This is a genomic window from Cellulophaga sp. F20128, from assembly GCF_023015805.1.
In the GTDB taxonomy this organism is placed as follows: domain Bacteria; phylum Bacteroidota; class Bacteroidia; order Flavobacteriales; family Flavobacteriaceae; genus Cellulophaga.
Genome location: NZ_JALKBA010000007.1, coordinates 106456 through 125193 on the forward strand (window position 1 = coordinate 106456; position 18738 = coordinate 125193).

An 18738-nucleotide genomic window follows, 5' to 3' on the forward strand; every position below is an offset into this window, starting at 1 on the left:
AAAAAATATGAAAAACCAGCTTTCACTCTTTCTATTTCTTGTATCAATTACCGTCGCCCTAGCACAAAAGGACGATAGCTCTAATGGGGTCTATGGCAACAAATACATTAATGCGGCATGGGGCAAATTGGATAAAAATAAAGATGACACATACACCAAAGCTGAAGCTAACAACGAAAGAATTTGGAATCGATTTAGCTATTTGGATGCGAATGCGAACAACGAAATTAGTGCAGCAGAGTTTCGTAAACTAGAGATTCCGTATTTGGAGACTGGAGGAGAACGAAAATTAAATGTTTTGTATAAAGAAACTGATGAAGGGAACCTTTACCTTGATATCTACTATCCTAAAAACAGAACTAAAGGCCAAAAATTACCTGTAGTTGTCTACACCCATGGCGGAGGTTGGGCAGCAGGTAGTCGGCACGGCGCTTCCAATGCCTCATTTAAAACCGTGCATACCGAACTTTTAAACAAAGGCTTTTGTGTAGTATCTGTAAGCTACCGACTTTGGAATAAAAAGAGAACTACTGCTATGCGAGACTGTGTTATAGACAGCAAAGATGCTTTACGGTATTTATCAAAAAATAGTAAGGAGCTAGGAGTAGATCCAAATCGATTCTTTTCTTTTGGCGACTCTGCTGGGGGACAAATTTCACAGATGTTACTCCTAAGCCCCCCTGAAACTTTGTTAGGCGATGCTGCCTTGGCCGATTACACCTATACTATGGTAGCTGGCGTTTCATGGTATGGTCCATCTGATTTTGAAAAAATGAGTTTATTTAATCATGATGATCGCCCTAATTTTACAGATAGATTTGAGCCTAGAATTTTAAAGCCTGATACTGATCCTAAGGATAAATTAGCATTTTACAGAGAAATGAGTCCGGTGAATTACTTGCAAAAAAACAGTGCTCCATTATTTATGATTCAAGGCGATAGCGACACTACCATTCCCGTAAAGCACGCTTACTATATGGCAAAAAAAGCAACTGAACTAGGTGCGCCTGTGACCACTTTAATTATTAAAAATGCAGGGCATAATTGGAGGCGAGTTGAAAATGACATCGACCCAACACGCGCATCAATTATTCAACGGACCATAGATTATTTTGTATCACATTTATAAAAACTAAATATGAAGAAAGTACATTCAATTATTACCTTTATTATATTCAATTTTGCCTTTTGTTTCTTAATAAACACCGCTTGTTATGCAACCCCTAAAATTGATACAATCCCAACAGCACAGACTTTAGAAGTAGCGTCATTATTTAAGGACCATATGGTTTTGCAACGGGATATGCCCATTCCAATATGGGGTAAGGCACAAGCAGGAGCTATCATTACAGTTGCCTTTGCTAATTCGGAGAAAAGTACTGTTGCAGATTTAAACGGAAAATGGCGTGTAGATTTAGATGCCTTAAAAGCTAGTTTTGCGTCAAGAACTATGCGGATCTCCTCCTCTGCAGATAAGGACGTTGTACAAATTTCAGATATTGTTGTTGGCGAGGTATGGATTTGTTCTGGCCAATCGAACATGCAAATGGGCTTTGATGGCATCCCAGAAATAAAGGCCCTAACAACAACGGCATCCAATATTAGAAGTTTTAACGTAAAACGAACCGTTGCCTTTGAACCTCAGGATAGCTGTGCCGGTGAATGGGTTACCGAACACCCAAATAGTGCCGTTGCATTTTCTTTTGCGCATTATTTAGAAAAATCTGCCAATGTGCCCGTAGGCATTATTTTAACAGCTTGGGGAAGCTCTTCCTTAGAGGCTTGGATGCCTCGAGATATGACCCAAACCGTACCACATTTTAAAACTATGATGGAGGAATTTGATGCTGACTCCGAAACCAAAACTAGAATTCAATCAATTTTAGACGGACCAAAACCTTGGCCAAATCAGGATGATATTTTCTTGCGCAGACAGTCTAATATCCTATATAATGCCATGATACATCCCTTGATTCCGTTTGCCTGTCGCGGCTTGGTTTGGTACCAAGGAGAACGCAATACACAATCCATGCAGGGCATGTTAAAAGAGCCGTGGTACTCAAGAAATTCGGGAATGCTAAAGTACGGTGATGCGCTACAAGAATGGGTAAAACGCTACCGAAAGGAATGGAGCAAAAATGATTTTGAATTTTTAGTAATTATGCTTCCTGGTTTTGGAAAAAATTTAGATGCCGGAAAGCCCATCGATCCTAAAAGTCCGGCTGCCCATTCCTGGGCTTGGATGCGTGAATCTCAATTAAAAGCCTTAGAGTTGCCCCATACTTCCGTTATTAACACCATAGATTTGGGAGACATTAAAAACATACACCCCAAAGACAAATTACCTATTGGAAAGCGTTTGGCTTTGGTTGCTATTAAAAATAATGGCGATAAAACCACCAAAGCAAACGGACCAACATTAAAGCGCGTTACTGTAAAAAAAGGATCCTTAGTTGTTCATTTTACCAATGCCAAGGACCTACAAACCGTAGATGGAAAAGCGCCTCGAAGTTTTTGGTTGGCGGACGAGGCCGGACAATGGTTTCCTGCCGAGGCCCGAATTAAAGGCAAGAGCGTAATGCTACACTGTTCTCAATTAAAAAACCCACTTTATGTTCGTTATGCTTTTGTAGGGAAACCAGATGTAAACTTGGTCAATGACGCCAACCTGCCTGCCTATCCTTTTAGAACAGACAGTATTAAACCATAATCATAAAAAAATAATTATTAACCATTTTTATTGATTCCATTTGCGTTACACCTATAACCAAAGGATAATTAATACCTAATTGATCAACATAAAATTAATCCATAAATCACAGCTATGCATCTAATAAAAATTAACCTATCATCCCTATTCATTCTTGCACTTTTTTTATTACCAACCGCTTTAAGTGCTCAAAATAATAAGCAGAAGAAAAATGGTTATGTAAAACTTTTTAATGGTAAAAATTGGGATGGATGGCGACTAGAATTGAGGAATAAGGATACCGTAATGGCTAAAAAAGTATATGCTATAGAAAAGGGTCTGGTACATGTTTTTAAAGATTTTCCTGATAGTTTAAATTTGAATACCGGTGATAATGGTACACATGGCCTTTTTTACACCACCAAAAAATACAGCAAATACATTCTAAAGTTTGACTATAAATGGGGCGATAAAATAACAAACAATTTTGATAGATGGCAATATGATGCTGGCTGTTATTACCATGTTTTTGATGCTAAAATTTGGCCAAAAGGAATTGAATACCAAGTACGATACAATCATATTACCAAAAAGAATCACACAGGCGATTTTTGGGCTGCCGGCACAACTTTAGATTGGTATTCAAAAGATGGAAAAACATTTCTTTCACCAAAAGATGGTGGAATAAAAAAAGAGCAAAAGAAAAATGAGCTTTACGGTCATGCGAACCCAAAACACAATGCACTAAACAACAAATGGAACCGATGTGAAATCATTGTGATGGGAGACAAATACACCATTCATAAACTAAACGGGAAGATTGTAAACATAGGAACTAATCTATCCGTAAGCGAAGGTATAATAGGGTTTCAATCTGAAACTGCAGAAATATATTATCGGAATATAAAAATCAAAGAATTTAATGAGGAAATTCCAATGGAAAAATTTCTAAAGTAGGAAGTATAATTTAGGTGGCAATTTTCTGCATTCAAATTAAAAATTAAATACATACAAGAAAACCATTAATAGAATATAGCTATGAAATTCATCCTAAAAATATGCTTTCTATACTTTTTACAGGCGTAGACAGTAATGTATTTGCTCAAGAACAACCAGATAAACCAAACATCCTATTTATGATGTGTGCTAATCTAGGAAGCTTATGTCAGACCCTCGGTATCTTTAACAGCAATAACACATTTACAATATTGCTCCCCTAGGATATAGTTTTAGCACTATGTGCTTTTAAAAACTCAGATGGAGAAACACCATGCAATTTCTTAAAGGATGTAGAAAAATAGGAGTTAGACTCAATTCCGATTTGATACATAACCTCTGCCACATTATAACCTTCATTACTTTTTAACAATTCTGCTGCCCGTTGTAACCTAAAATTACGCAAGTATACGTTGGGTATTTGTCCTGTAAGTTGTTTTAACCTTCTGTAAAAATGGGAGGTACTTAATCCAATTTCTTTGGATAATTCTTCTACACCAAAATTAGAATCTGAAATATTCTCTTCAATAACGGCTATGATCGTATTTAAAAATTCCTTGTCTCTATTGGAGATTTCAATATTTTCTTTTGGTATTGCACTATTCTTAGCGAAATGCTCTTTCAGCTTAATGTTGTTTTGAATAAGTTTATCTACTCTAAGCACTAAATGCTTTAATGAAAATGGTTTGCTTAGATATTCATCAGCTCCAAACTCCAACCCCTTTATCAAATTTTCTTCATCGCCTAAGGCAGTTAAAAGCAGTACTGGAATATGACAGGTTTCTGGCTTAGATTTAATGTTCTCACAAAATGCAAAACCGTCCATCTTAGGCATCATCACATCACTAATTACCAAATCTGGCTCTTGTTCTTTTATTTTTTGCAACCCGTCAATACCATTGCTTGCAATTAAAATATTATAGGTATTAGACAGGGATGTACTTAAGAAAAGCTGTACATCTTCTTCATCTTCCACAATTAGTATGGTATTTTTACTTTTTACGGTTACGTCTTCCTTATTTTTAATAATTTTTTTGAATTCACTAGGCAAAGGAACCCAATCCTTGATATATGATTTACTAGATACATTAATTGATTCGTCGCTTTCACCTTCCATTGTTTTAGACGGTATTAACACAGAAAACCTAGTTTCAACATTAGGTTCGCTTTTCGCGGAAATTTCACCATCGAAAAGTTCCACTAGCGATTTGCAAAAAGCCAAGCCAATACCACCACCACTACTATTTTCTTTTTTATTGCCCAACTGGTAAAATCTTTCAAAAATATTGTGAAGGTCTTTCGCAGGTATTCCTTGACCACTATCAATTACATCAATCTTAATTGTTTTCCCTTTTTCAGTGGTAACTATGTCAGATTCAATACTTATATTTCCATGAGGAGGCGTATTCTTAAAGGAGTTTGATAACAGATTAAATATGATCCGTTCTACCTTTTCTACATCAATAATAATCTCTTCGTTTGGGGAATTAACTTTATAAAAGAAGTTGATATTCTTCTCAATGGCGTAATTCTCAAAAGCCTCCGTGGTAGGGTAAATAAAATTACCCAAGGTGCTTTTGTTTAGGTTTAAACTAATAAATCCTTGTTCTGCCTGTCTAAATGTAATTAATTGATCGACTAAACTTAGGAGCCTTTTTGTATTTTTTTGGATTATGGCAAGGTATTTTGAATTGGTTGTATCCTTATTTGTTGAGATAATCTGTTCCAATGGACCAGCAATTAAGGTCAATGGCGTTCTAAATTCATGTGATATATTGGTGAAATACCGAAATTTTCCCTGATTAATGATATCGATCCTTTCCTTATCTAATTGCTCATAATTTAATTTTTGTTTTAGTTTTTCATGGTTTACAAAATAGATAATGATACCAAAACATACAAATGCGATAAGTGCAAAAAACAAAAGGTAACTCCACCAAGTTTGGTACCATGGTGGTAATATATCTACGGCAAGTGTTTTTATTTCCGAATTCCAGATATTATCTCCATTTGCCGCTTTGACCTTAAAAATATATTTTCCGGCAGAGAGGTTTGTATAAGTTATGGTAGCTTTACCCTCATTGCTTTCTATCCAGCGTTCGTTAAATCCTTCTAATTTATAGGCAAACATATTTTTAGTTGGCGTAGAGGTGTGTTCTACGACCAATTGAAAAGCTATGGTTTGTTCGTTTTGACTGATGCTTATTTTTTCCGTTTCAGAAATGGATTTTTCAAGAATTACTTTCTTGTGAAGCTCTTCTCCAATTTTTACTATTTTATTGTTAATTAAAAGCGAGGTAATTAAAACTCTAGGAGGCATTAAATTTAACTTAATGTTCTCCGGTTTAAATACGGTAATTCCATTTAGCCCGCCAAAATAAAAATACCCTGAATTTCCTTTAAAGTAAGCCCCCTGTCTAAAATTATTCTGCGCCAATCCATCGCGCACATCAAAAACTTTAATGGCGTTGTTTTCTAGATTAAATTTAACCAGACCCATATCTGTACTCGCCCATAATAGACTGTCATTTTCTTGTAATATACCATAGATGGCATCATCTGGTAAGAGGTCGTTCTTTCTAAAAAATTCAATGCTAGTTGGTGTTCGAACATCATCAAAGATTATTTTATTTAATCCCCCACCAAATGTGCCAACCCAAATATTTCCACCATTATCTTCATGCAATGAAAAAATATTGGAATAACTGAGCCTTACTTTTTCATCCTTATTGTCCGAAATTCGTAAACTTGTATTTATTTTTTCACCATCATATCTCCCGCGAATTAAACCTTTGTTTGTCCCAAACCAAAAAGCATCGTTCCGATCCCTTAATACGGCCTGAACACGTTCTTGCTGTAGTTCTAGCATCGATTTTACTTCAATAATAGGCGTATTTTGAGTTCTAATTTGTTCCCAAGGATTTTCTATTACCGCAATTTGAGTTCCTGAAATCAGAAAATTACCATCGTCTAATTGATATATATCCCGATAAGTTTGCTCTAGAAGAAGTTCTCCTTGATCTCTTAAATTAATTTTCTTAAAACGATCACTTAAGGGGTTATACACTACTAATTCTGTATCTGTACCTAACCAGATGAAGCCTTTTTTGTCCTCATAAATGCATCGAATAACCGACTTACTTAGCAAAGGATATTTAGCAGTAATATTATTAAACTTTAGTTTTTGTATGGTTTTATCGTTGACTCTATTGATTGTTTTGAATAGGCTTTTATCATAAACTGACACCCATAACTTGCCTTTAGAATCTTCTAAAATGGCCGTTATTAAATTACTTGAAATTGCATACTTATCATATGGATTGTGAGCGTAGTTTATAAATTGCTTTTGAGAGATGTCTAATTTATTAATTCCTCCTTGAGCCGTACCTATCCATAACACATCATAATTATCTTGAAAAATTGCATTGATATAATTACTACTTATACTTAACGCATATTTAGGATTATACTTATATGTAACAAAACCATCGTCTTTTTCAATATATTTTAAAAGTCCTTGCTCTGTTGTTCCTATCCATACATCCCCATTCTTATCTTCAAAAATAGTATTAACCTTATCCTGAATTTTATCAATCTTCTTGATAACATACAACCGATTTTCTTCTAAAGTAGTTTTAAAAAGTTCACCTTCTGCTGCGACCCAAAGTATATCTTTTACCTTTTTTATGGTAGTTATGTTTTTGCCATCAAAATTATCATAACTTGTAAAGTCCTCAATTTGAGGGTTTAAACTTGAAAAATTATCAACTAAGGTGATACTTTTTAAACCAGAATTAGCTGCCAAGATTAGTGAATTGTCTTCTACAAAATAAAATTCATTTATTAATGTTAAATTAGAATTTTCTGGTATGACATTTTCAGAAACCGTAAAACTACCTGTGTCTACATCTGTTAGTTGACAAACGTATAATTTATTTTGTCCGGAAAACCAGACTTCACCGTTGGGTCCGGCGCAGATATGGCTAACTTCTAACTTTGAGCTGAGCGGTACGGTATAAAACTTTTCTAACCATGGAATATAAACATCTATCCCCACATTGGTTCCAATCCAAAGAACCCCCCTGTCATCATTAAATAATTTAGCTATAAAATTACTAGAAATATTACCATCTCCCTTAGTTTGGGTGGTGAAGGTCTCAAATTCATAGCCATCGTATTTGATTAATCCGTTTGGTGTACCAAACCATAAAAAACCATATCGATCTTGGGTAATCGTATAGGTAGTATTTTGATTAAATCCTTCTTTATTAGAAAATCTTTCAAAATTTTGGGCTGTACTAACTAAAGCGTTTGATAAAGTAAACAGCACTATTTCCAGTAAAAATACTACGCTTAAGAGTCTTACTACACTACGTATTATGTTCTGTTTAATTGGAGAAGAATATTTCCTTTGATGTATCATTGAATTTACTAAAATAACAAATTCTAACACGTGCGGCTCCGTAAATTAAGAGCAAATGCAATTAAATGGTATTTTTATAAAAAAAGGGAAGGTATTATGGAGAGCTACAAACTAAGGTTTATTGTTCAATATCATTGGCGCCAAAACCAACCAACTCATTATCTCGAAATTCCGGCGTAATTTCAATGGGATTGCAGCATACTTCGCAGTCTTCAATATAAGTTTGCCTTGCCATAGAACGATCTAAAAGCATGGATATTTCTTCCCAGCAATAGGGACATTGAAAGAAGTGTTCGTACATACTTAAAACGCAACGTTTAACAACTGCCCTGTTAATTGCAACAACTGCAATTCTGCTAATTTAGCATCATACTTCGCTAAATTTTTATTTGTTTCTGCATTCAATAAGTTAATTTGTGCTTGTCTAAATTCTATGGAACTGATACGCCCCAACTGAAACTGTTCTATGGAACGTTCAAAATTATTCTGGTTGGTTCTTACGTTTTGCTCCTGAATTTCATAAATACGAAGTCTATTGTCATAGGCTGCTAAAGCATTCTTTACATCGGCATTGGTTTGCATGGCAACCTGTTTTATAGCCAATTCTTGATTCTGATAAACAATTTTAGCATTTTTTATTCTAGTGGTAGTACTACCCCCATCAAACAAATTCCAGCGCAGGCTAGCTCCCAATCCTAGCGCATTTGTTTTAGAGTTTGTTCCGCCAAAAAATGCTGAGGGTGCACTTTGGTTATAATTCCACCCATAGGTGCCAGTTAAGTCTAAAGTTGGCAAGTAACCCGACTTGCTTACTTTGATATCATAATCGTTAATTGTTAAATTACTTTTTGCCTGCTGTAAACTCACGTTATTCACTAATGCATTTTCTACATAGGAATTAAATGTTAATCTGGGTAAAAAGGTAACAATGGTATCTGCCCTGAATTTGGTCTCCAAATCCTGATTTAAAATCACATTTAAATCGCGTTTCGCAGTGCTTAACTGCAAATTATTATTTAAAACATTAATGCTATCGTTGGTTAAATCTACCTGCGCATTTAAAATATCTAACTTGCTATTTTGTCCGTATTCAAAAGCGTATTCTGCTCTGGTTACACGCTGACTAGATATTTGTAGTGTTTCGGTTAAAACTTGTTCGTTTTCTTCCAAACGAGCTATTTCATAATACACACTAAACAATTGCAGCAATGTGTTTTCTATTGTTTCACGCGCTTGTAATTCACTTAATTTATACTGCTCCTTTAAACGCTGGTAGTTATAATGCCTTCCTAAACCATCAAATAAGGTGTAGGAGAGATTTAATCCCGAATTATAACGACGTGCCTCGGCCTCATTTATTTCAGCATCTGGTCTAGGCTCACCGCCTTCTAAAAACTGTCCAGGATATTCAAAATTACTATTGGTATTACTATAATCTGCAGCTGCCGTTGCTGATAATGATGGGAGGTAACCAGAATTTAAAACAGCGGCATTATTTTCAGCTATTTCAATATCATTAGCGGCCATTTGAATGCCAAAATTACTTTCTAATGCCAATGTGATAGCAGCCGACTTTGTAAGAATAGGATCTTGTGCAAAACCGATCTCGACCACAAAAAAACTCACCAGAGATAAGAAGTAATATTGAAATATGTATTTATTAAGTTTATTCATCATATTAAAAATTATGCTACAATCTATACGTCTTTTTTAATGTTAAGACCCTCTAAATGGGTGGCTTCTTTTTGTTCTTTGATTGCACGTTCTACTTCCTCCTTAGTAACATCTTCACCTGTTGCCAACCATTTACTACCCACTTTAATGGTATTGCTAAAGGACAAAAATAACGGTAACAAAATCAAGGTAAGCACCGTAGCAAAACCAATTCCATACGCAATGGAGATTGCCATAGGCTTTAAAAATTGTGCTTGCCTACTCTTTTCAAGCATCAAAGGCGCTAAGCCGGCTATAGTTGTTACAGAAGTTAAAAATATAGCTCTAAATCTTGTTCTACCCGCTTCGTACAAGGCATCATCAAACTTTAGACCTTCTCTAAGGTTATTGTTAAATTTACCGATAAGCACCAGTCCATCGTTCACCATAATCCCAATTAAGGCAATTATCCCTAAAGCAGAGAGCATATTTAATGGGAAATCATGAATCCAGTGTCCCCAAGCAACAGCTGTTAAACTAAATGGCACTAATAGCATTAATAATAAAGGCTGACTAAAGCTTCTAAATGTAAATGCTATGGTAATATAAATAAGAATCAGCACTGAAAAAGCCACAAAACCAACGGAGTCTGTCATTTTTTGACGCTCTCTATTTTGCCCTTCATATGAAACGCTCACTGTTGGGTATTTAGAAAGAATATCTGGCATCACATCTTTACGCAAACTAGCCATAATATCTACCGCTGTTGTTGTTTTATCATCTTTGATATCTGCAGAAACCTCAATTTCCCTTCTTCCATCCAAATGATTTATGGCAACATCACCCCTTTCAATAGTATAAGTAGCAATTTCTTTTAAAGGAATTTTATCTCCACTAGGCGTTTCAATTCTCATTTCATCCAAATTGGTAATGGAGGAACGATCTTCTCTATCATACCGTACCCAAACTCTAATCTCATCTTGCCCCCGTTGAAAACGTTGCACTTGTGCACCAAAGAATCCGGCACGAACTTGACTCATTACACTTCTTAAATCGAGCCCTAAGAGATAGGCATTATCTTTTAATTCTAATCGAATCTCTTTAATCCCTGCTGGATCATTATCCGCTACATCTTTTAAAAGAACATTGTTTAACAAGGCGTCCTTTACTTCTTTTTTAGCGCCTTTGAGTTCATTGATATTATTCCCCAACAAGGAAACCGAAACTGGACTCCCTCCAAAATTACCGCCAGAGCCATATATTAAACTCTCTACCCCTATTACAGGACCCACCAACTCTTCTAACCTGTTGGTAACAATATTAGATTGTATCGCATCTGGACGTTGTTCTCCTGGCAATAAGCTAATTTGCAATTCGGCACTAGAGGAACCAGGACCCAAGGTCTTAATGAGGTTTACAAAAAGTACTTTATCTGTTCCTTGCAAATATTTTTCAGTGAGTTCCTTATTGACAATTTTAGCCTTTTCTTCTATTAGACTAATAATTGAGTCTGTAACCTTCTCATTGGTGCCGTTAGGCATGGTCAAGGTTACCCGGGCAGAATCACTTGCCGTTCTTGGAAAGAACGCAACCCTTACAATATTCCCCATAGTAGACCCAATGGTCAATAACAACATGGCTACAAAAATTGAAAACGTCAAGAATTTATTTTTAAGAGAAAAGTGTAAAACAGGACTGTACAGCTTATCTCGAAGCCAAACCATTATTTTATCTCCAAATACATTAATGACCCTAAGTTTACTAAATAAGGCAGCAATGCCTTTCTTAGGTTCTTTATCTTCAGGTTTCAATGCTTTGGAATGTGCCAAATGCGCTGGCAAAATAATTAAAGCCTCCACTAAGGATACAACCAAGGTTAATATCACAATGATGGAAACCTCACCAAAAAACTGCCCTATTCTACCATCTAAAAATAAGAATATAGAAAAGGCTAAAATTGTAGTTACTACCGCTGCTATAATAGGAGGGATTACTTCCATAATCCCATCAATAGCCGCTTCAATTGGGTTTTTTCCTTTCTCGTAATGTTGGTAAATATTTTCTGCTATTACAATACCATCATCCACTAAAATACCAATTACTATAATCATCCCAAATAAGGATAGTACATTGATGGTTACATTAAAAAACCCAGCAAAAATAAACATCCCTAAAAAAGCAACAGGCAATCCAAAAGCAACCCAAAAAGCAAGTCTCGTATTTAGGAAAAGTGATAAAAATATCAAGACTAGAATGATACCACTTATGGCATTTTCTATTAAAAGTGTGGTCCGTTCGTTTAGAGTTACCGATCTATCATCAACCACATGCAATTGAATGTGACTATTTTTTTCGTTATACTCTTTAATATACGTCTTTATTTTTTCGGCCGATGTTAACAAATCTTCCGTATTGGTACTTGTAATCTCCGCGTAAACCGCTATTTCTCCATCAAAATATAAGGCATTAGGAGTTTCTGAAAATCGATCTCTAGTGGTAGCCACATCTTTTAAACGAATGGTAAGCCCAGATGGATCTGCTCTAACAATTAAATTAGAAAGTTCATCCCCGTAGTAGGATTTGTTATTGGCTCTAATTAAAAACTCTTCTGTACTGGTTTTAATAGTACCCCCAGTAGTAAGAATATTTGAATTAGCAACAGCTTGTGCTACATCATCAAAGGAAAGATTATAGGCCAATAATTTACTCTCATTTACGGCAATTTCAATTTCTTCTTCAGGATAACCTGATATTTCAATTTGAGATATGCCATCCATTCCCCTAATATCATTTTCTATCTGTCTCCCAATATGTTTTAAAGTCGTTAAAGGAACATTTGCTCCACTAATAGCAAAACTTATCGTTTCTCTTATTATTTCTCTTTTTGAAACTACCAAAGGTTCCATGCCCGTAGGAAAAGAGGGTACTCTGTCTACCGCGTTTTTAACCTCCAAGAGCATAAAGTCTACATCTCTACCCCTTTCAATTTCTACATTGATGGTTCCACTATTTTCTCTAGACGTAGAAGTTACCCTGTCTATGCCTTGCAAGCCTTTTAAATTATCTTCAATTTGTAGAACAATACCTTCTTCTACCTCTTGTGGAGAAGCTCCTGGGTAAGCAATACTAATCGTTATATTTTGAGTTTCTGATAATGGAAAATAGGACGATTTTAAGTTGAGCGCCCCTACCACACCAAAAATAAAAAATGCAATCACAATAACATTTACGGCAACGTGATACTTGATAAAATAAGCTACTAGATTTCTCATTATTTGGCAGCTTTAGTTTTTCCTTCATAAATACTCACCAACATGCCTGCATAAGCTCCTACCACAGGCTTAGAAACGATTACTTCTCCATCTGGCACATTTTTAAGTACTACTTTTTTATCCGTAAAATAAATAGGGTTTACATCTATATAGTCTAAAACAGAATCTTTTACAACATATATTCGGTTGTTTTCTAACAACAAACCGCGATCAATTTCAATAGCGTCTTCTTCTTCTTTAGCATTTAAAGTTGCTTCCAAAAACATTCCTTCGCGCAAACCATCATTTGCCACCTCTATAAAGGCAGTAATGGTCTGTGATGCCTGATCTACTCTTCCGTTTATTCTGGCAACTTTACCGGTGTAGGTTTCTGTTTTGTTCAGGTTGGTTAAAGCTACTGGTTTACCTATACGTAACAAATCGCTATAGGTTTTACCTATAGCTACTTCTAACTCATACTCATTGGTATTAATAAATTCACCAAGTTTTTGACCCGACCGAACCAAGGTACCTTCGGTAACTAAAGCTTCAATTAAAATACCATTATATGGTGCCTTTATCTGGTATTTTGCAAGGCGTTGTTCTAGGTTTTTAACATTGTAATAATTGGTGAGTATCCCTTTGCCCGAAATAAAGAACTTTTCCTTTTCAGAGGTCATTGCTGGCAATTCTGGTGTCCCTTTATTTATGTCAAAATCTGTGAGATATTTATTCCATTTCTCAAACACTAACGGATAGTCTAGCCTTAAGTCTGGCATTATAGACGTTATTAAATTATAAAGATTACTTTTTGCAGATTGTACACTGGCATAGTATTCCGCAGCATCGATACTAATAATTGTTTCTCCTTTTTTATACTCTTGCCCTTCTTTAAATAACTTTCTACCTGTTTTAAAAACACCTTGGACTTCGGAGTACAACGCCAACCTTCTTTTTGCAACTAAATTCCCATTGGCTTCTATCATAATAGGAATGGTCCCATTTTTAACAGTATCAACAAAAACAGTTTTTATTATTTTTTTTGGTTTTGGAATTTCTTTCTTACCTCCACCCGCAATTGAATAAGAAGCTAGAATAGCTAAAGCTAGAATAACTACTCCTAAAATTATCAATATATTTCTACGCATCCTTTTTTCAACAAAACTAGGGATTTTAGCCCCTATTAAATTGTTAAATTAATCATAAAAAAAGAGCACCATTACGTGCTCTTTTAAAATAACCAACTTATACTAACTAACTAATTCTCTTTATCCTCTTCAAATTCTGTTTCTGCAACACCCGTTTTTGCCGCATTTATATCTCTAAACTTAAACCCAGGCTCTTTACCATCAAAATCAAAAACTAAGATCTCTTTTGAGTTTATAAAGTCTAAACTTTTAAATGAATTGAATTTATTATTTTGTAGTTGTAACACCTGTAAATTTACCAACTGCCCAAATTCTTTTGGAATGTCTCCCATTAATTGATTATTGGCAATAACCAACTCTTTTAGTGCAACAAGATTCCCTATTTCTGAAGGAATAAAACCAACCAAGGTATTTTCAAAAAGTCCCAAACTTTCTAACTTAGATAAAAGCCCTAACTCATCAGGGATCCTTCCAACCAATTTATTACTAGAAACGTTGAGTTCTTTTAAATTATGTAATTCTCCTATACTTTCAGGAATTTCTCCGGTAATTAAATTGTTAAACAACACCAAACTTTCTAACTGGGTTAATTTTCCAATTTTTTGAGGCAATTCGCCACCGAGCAAATTCATTTCTAAATTTAACTTTTTTAATTCTGTTAATTTACAAATTGTTTCAGGGATATTACCCTCCAGCCTATTAAACGCTAGATTTAAACTCTCTAGGTGTTTTAATTTATGAATACTCTGTGGAATTGTACCTTGAAGATTATTGCGAAATAATTTTAAACCTACAACGCGATCCTCTTTTACAGTAACTCCTTTCCAAGTAGCTACAGGAGCATTTAAATCCCATGTATTATTCCATTCACTACCATTGGTAGCATTGTATAAATCTACTAAAGCTTGTTCCTCCTTATGACTAATCTGGCCAAACGCTTGAACTATACCAAAAAATAGCGCAATTAAAACTATAAATCCTCTCTTCATTTTTACTTAATTTAACAAGTATTGTTGTACAAAGAGAAGATATAATTAGAGAATGAGCAAAAATATTAGTTCAAATGCTGTAAAAACGGTAATATTTGTTGCGAAACACACAATTTAGGTGGTATATTTCCTACATGATAGGTGCTATTTAAGACCTATAGCCCTTCTAAATCTATTGTAAGGGTTTCCCAGGTACTCATTAATTGTTTCAGTTTTTTCTTTTTCGCTTCATACTGGTCAAAGAAATTAGGCTTTGCTATGGTGGCATCGTAATTTAGCAAAAGATCTTGGTCTATCTTTTTTATTTCTTTTTCCAAACTAGAAATATCACTCTCTACTGAACTTAACTTATTCTTCAAGGATTTAATCTTTTTTTGATCTTTATACTCTACCTTTTTGTTTTCGTCTTTTTTCTCAGCCTTCTTTACTTTTGTCTTTTTTTCAATAGCTCTAAAGTTTTCTACTTTACGCGCATCAAGGTAGTAATCAATATCGCCTAAGTATTCTTTGATTTTACGATCCTTAAACTCGTATACCTTGTTTGTTAATCCTTGTAAGAAATCTCTATCGTGCGATACCAAGATCAAAGTTCCTTCAAAGTTTTGCAAGGCTTGTTTTAAAACATTCTTCGACTTAATATCTAAATGGTTTGTAGGTTCATCCATAACCAAGACATTTAAGGGCTGAAGCAACATTTTAGCCAAGGCCAAACGATTGCGTTCTCCTCCTGACAATACTCTTACATACTTATCTGCTTCATCTCCTCGAAACAAAAAGGACCCTAAGATATCTCTTACTTTACTCCTATTGGTTTCATTAGCAGCGTCAATCATTGTATCCAAAACGGTTTTACTCCCATCCAAATACTCGGCTTGATTTTGAGCAAAATATCCTATTTGAACATTATGACCTAGTTTTAAATGTCCCGTATATTTGATATCCCCAACCATTATCTTGGCAAGCGTAGATTTCCCTTGCCCGTTTTGTCCAACAAATGCAGTTTTACTATCCCTCTCAATTAATAAATCGATGTTTTGCAATACATGGTTATCTCCATAACTTTTAGACAGGTCCTCAATCTCTGCAATTATTTTACCTGGGGTTACAGAAATAGGAAAGCGTAAGCTCATAACACTATTATCATCTTCATCAACCTCAATTCTATCTATCTTGTCTAATTTTTTTATCAACGATTGGGCCATTGACGCTTTTGAGGCCTTGGCTCTAAACTTTTCAATCAGTTTTTCTGTTTGTTGTATCTGCTTTTCCTGATTTTTCTGGGCACTTAATTGTTGCGTCTTTAATTCATTCCGCTGAATGAGATATTTAGAATACGGTTTGTTGTAATCATAAATTCTACCCAATGAGATTTCAATGGTTCTATTCGTGACATTGTCTAAAAACATTTTATCGTGTGATACAATAACCACCGATCCTGTATACCCCTTTAAAAACTGCTCCAACCAAATAATAGATTCTATATCTAAGTGGTTGGTAGGCTCATCTAATAGCAATACATCGTTAGTTTGCAGTAACAGTTTTGCCAATTCAATACGCATTCGCCAACCCCCAGAAAAGGTTTCCGTTTTTTTATCAAAATCCTCTCTTCTAAACCCCAGTCCTTGAAGTACTTTTTCCGTTTCTCCTTGGTAATTATACCCTCCTAATATTTCATAATGATGTGTGATATCATTTAAGTCTACTATAAGCTGACTATAACTTTCACTTTCGTAGTCTGTACGTTCTGCCAATTGATGGTTTATAGAATCTAGCTTCCCCTCTAACTCCTTAATCTCTTCAAATGCCTGATACGATTCTTCAAGTACAGACCTTCCTTCCACAAAGTCGATATCTTGTTTTAAGAATCCTATTTTCACATCCTTGTCTGATGCAATTGTACCACTATCCAAGGGCATTTCTTTAGATAGTAATTTTAATAAGGTGGATTTTCCAGCACCATTTTTTCCTATCAGTCCAACACGGTTTCCCGGGCTTAGTCGAAACGATATTTCTTCAAATAAATATTCTCCTCCAAAAGAGACAGATAGGTTGTGTATATTAAGCATATTTTATAACTATTATTAGCTTTTAAATTCATCAAAATGATACATTTGTAAAAACTTTTGCAAATGTTAAAAAAAGGAAACAAACTCTATAGTATTTTAACAGGAACTTGTCCAAAATGCCATCTAGAAAGTATGTATACGGACAAAAATCCGTACAGAATGGCAAATATATTTAATATGTTCGAGCGTTGCTCACATTGCAACACTAAATATAAAATAGAACCGTCTTTTTTTTATGGTGCAATGTACGTTAGTTACGGAGTAGGGATTGCTTTTTCAGTTGCCGCCTTTATGATTTCATTTTTATGGATTGAAACGAGCTTATTTGTCAGCTTTTTGTGTATTGTTGGAACCTTAGTCGCTTTTATGCCAGTCATTATGCGGTTATCAAGAAATATTTGGATTAATCTGTTTATTCATTATGATCCTACTGCTGTAAAGAAGTAATATATCTTTTCAGAAAGCGTTTACAATCTATTTCTGAAGCAATTGGGGTCTTCTGCTCTATAAAATTATACAACTGAAGGGCTGCATAAGGTCCGGTCATCACCCCTCGTGAACCAAAACCGTTTAAAACAAAGACATTTTTAAATTTTGGGTGCTCTCCAACCAATGGTTTACGATCTGCAACTGTAGGCCGTATACCAGCTTTGTGATCTACAACCTCATAGGAACACTTTAAAAATGTATCTAATTTTTTTAAGAGTTCTTCTTTTGCCTCCGCAGACACATTATTGGTTTTATCATCCCTATTATATGTAGCTCCAATTCGGTACAAATCATTCCCCATTGGAATAATAAAAACGGATGATTTTACCACCTTATTTTCTTTTAGCTCTGGTGCCTTAATGGTTAATAACTCACCCTTGGTTCCATGTAGCGGTAAATAATTAAAATACGGATTGCCTTGTAATCCAAAACCTGTGGCAAATACTATTCTTTTAGCTATAATACCTTTGTATGAAACACTGTGGTTTTCTACTTTTAATTCTGAAAACTCAAAAGTTTCATTGCACAACGCTTCCTTTCTTTCAAGGTATGCCTTATAGGCCAATAAAAGGGTCTTGGTATCTATCCTTCCTGTGTCTAAAACTTCACCGTAGCCAAAGGGAGCATCAATATTAGGGTTCTTATTTTGAATAATTTTGGGAGATAAAAAGTGATGTAATTGTGGCTTATCTAAAGCCTCAAACCACAAATTCTGTTCTTCTATGGAGGCAAATTTACGCAATACAGGAATCTTATAATCGAGCTGCAGCTGCAACTTAACTTCTAAATTTTTGTACAATGGCAAGGCAATGCTTAATTGTTCTTTGGCGTTCCAGGCCAGGGTAAACCTTTTTAGAATAACAGGATTGTATAAACCCCCTGCTACCACAGAAGACGTCTGAGATTCATCTGCAATTACTTTAAAACTATTTTGGTTCTTTTCTAAGGTCTCACACATTGCAATACCCGCCAAACCTAAACCTATAACCAAATAATCTACCATCCCGCAAAAGTATAGAAAGTAGCTGGATTTA

The 18738-nt window shown here is 35.0% G+C and carries 12 protein-coding genes; 4 read left to right on the forward strand and 8 right to left on the reverse strand.

From position 1 onward, the window contains the following. The first annotated feature begins 7 nt into the window (after positions 1-7). From MWU65_RS08980 to MWU65_RS08990, 3 genes are all read left to right on the forward strand, one after another. Positions 8-1129, forward strand: coding sequence for an alpha/beta hydrolase (locus MWU65_RS08980; protein ID WP_247077149.1), 1122 nt, complete (start codon positions 8-10; stop codon positions 1127-1129). A 9-nt stretch (positions 1130-1138) separates the two neighbouring features. After that, on the forward strand, positions 1139-2710 hold the full coding sequence (locus MWU65_RS08985; protein ID WP_247077150.1) for a sialate O-acetylesterase: 1572 nt from the start codon (positions 1139-1141) through the stop codon (positions 2708-2710). A 114-nt stretch (positions 2711-2824) separates the two neighbouring features. Continuing rightward, positions 2825-3646 carry a DUF1080 domain-containing protein gene (locus MWU65_RS08990; RefSeq protein WP_247077151.1) on the forward strand — a complete coding sequence of 274 codons (822 nt, stop codon included), beginning with the start codon at positions 2825-2827 and terminating at the stop codon, positions 3644-3646. Positions 3647-3905: 259 nt separating this feature from the next. On the opposite strand, the gene MWU65_RS08995 is transcribed toward MWU65_RS08990, so the two are convergent. The 7 genes from MWU65_RS08995 to MWU65_RS09025 form a co-directional block, all read right to left on the reverse strand. Then, positions 3906-8108 carry a two-component regulator propeller domain-containing protein gene (locus MWU65_RS08995; RefSeq protein ID WP_247077152.1) on the reverse strand — a complete coding sequence of 1401 codons (4203 nt, stop codon included), beginning with the start codon at positions 8106-8108 and terminating at the stop codon, positions 3906-3908. Positions 8109-8226: 118 nt separating this feature from the next. Continuing rightward, positions 8227-8409 (reverse strand): CPXCG motif-containing cysteine-rich protein, encoded by a 183-nt coding sequence (locus MWU65_RS09000; protein ID WP_247077153.1) that lies wholly within the window; start codon positions 8407-8409, stop codon positions 8227-8229. Positions 8410-8411: 2 nt separating this feature from the next. Continuing rightward, complete coding sequence (locus MWU65_RS09005) at positions 8412-9785, reverse strand: TolC family protein (protein ID WP_247077154.1); 1374 nt, start codon at positions 9783-9785, stop codon at positions 8412-8414. Between the two features lie 20 nt (positions 9786-9805). Continuing rightward, complete coding sequence (locus tag MWU65_RS09010) at positions 9806-13033, reverse strand: efflux RND transporter permease subunit (RefSeq protein WP_247077156.1); 3228 nt, start codon at positions 13031-13033, stop codon at positions 9806-9808. Further along, entirely contained in the window at positions 13033-14160 is a 1128-nt protein-coding gene (locus tag MWU65_RS09015) for an HlyD family efflux transporter periplasmic adaptor subunit (protein ID WP_247077158.1), read from the reverse strand. Before MWU65_RS09015 ends, MWU65_RS09010 begins: the two co-directional genes overlap by 1 nt. Positions 14161-14270: 110 nt before the next feature. Then, positions 14271-15149 (reverse strand): leucine-rich repeat domain-containing protein, encoded by an 879-nt coding sequence (locus MWU65_RS09020; RefSeq protein WP_247077159.1) that lies wholly within the window; start codon positions 15147-15149, stop codon positions 14271-14273. 155 nt (positions 15150-15304) lie between these two features. Further along, positions 15305-17215 (reverse strand): ABC-F family ATP-binding cassette domain-containing protein, encoded by a 1911-nt coding sequence (locus MWU65_RS09025; protein ID WP_247077160.1) that lies wholly within the window; start codon positions 17213-17215, stop codon positions 15305-15307. A gap of 63 nt (positions 17216-17278) precedes the next feature. Here MWU65_RS09025 and MWU65_RS09030 point away from each other — a divergent pair, with 63 nt between their 5' ends. Beyond that, positions 17279-17662 (forward strand): DUF983 domain-containing protein, encoded by a 384-nt coding sequence (locus MWU65_RS09030; RefSeq protein ID WP_247077161.1) that lies wholly within the window; start codon positions 17279-17281, stop codon positions 17660-17662. Here the strand turns inward: MWU65_RS09030 and MWU65_RS09035 are convergent. Next, complete coding sequence (locus MWU65_RS09035) at positions 17643-18707, reverse strand: FAD-dependent oxidoreductase (RefSeq protein ID WP_247077162.1); 1065 nt, start codon at positions 18705-18707, stop codon at positions 17643-17645. The genes MWU65_RS09030 and MWU65_RS09035 overlap by 20 nt on opposite strands. Positions 18708-18738 lie beyond the last annotated feature (31 nt).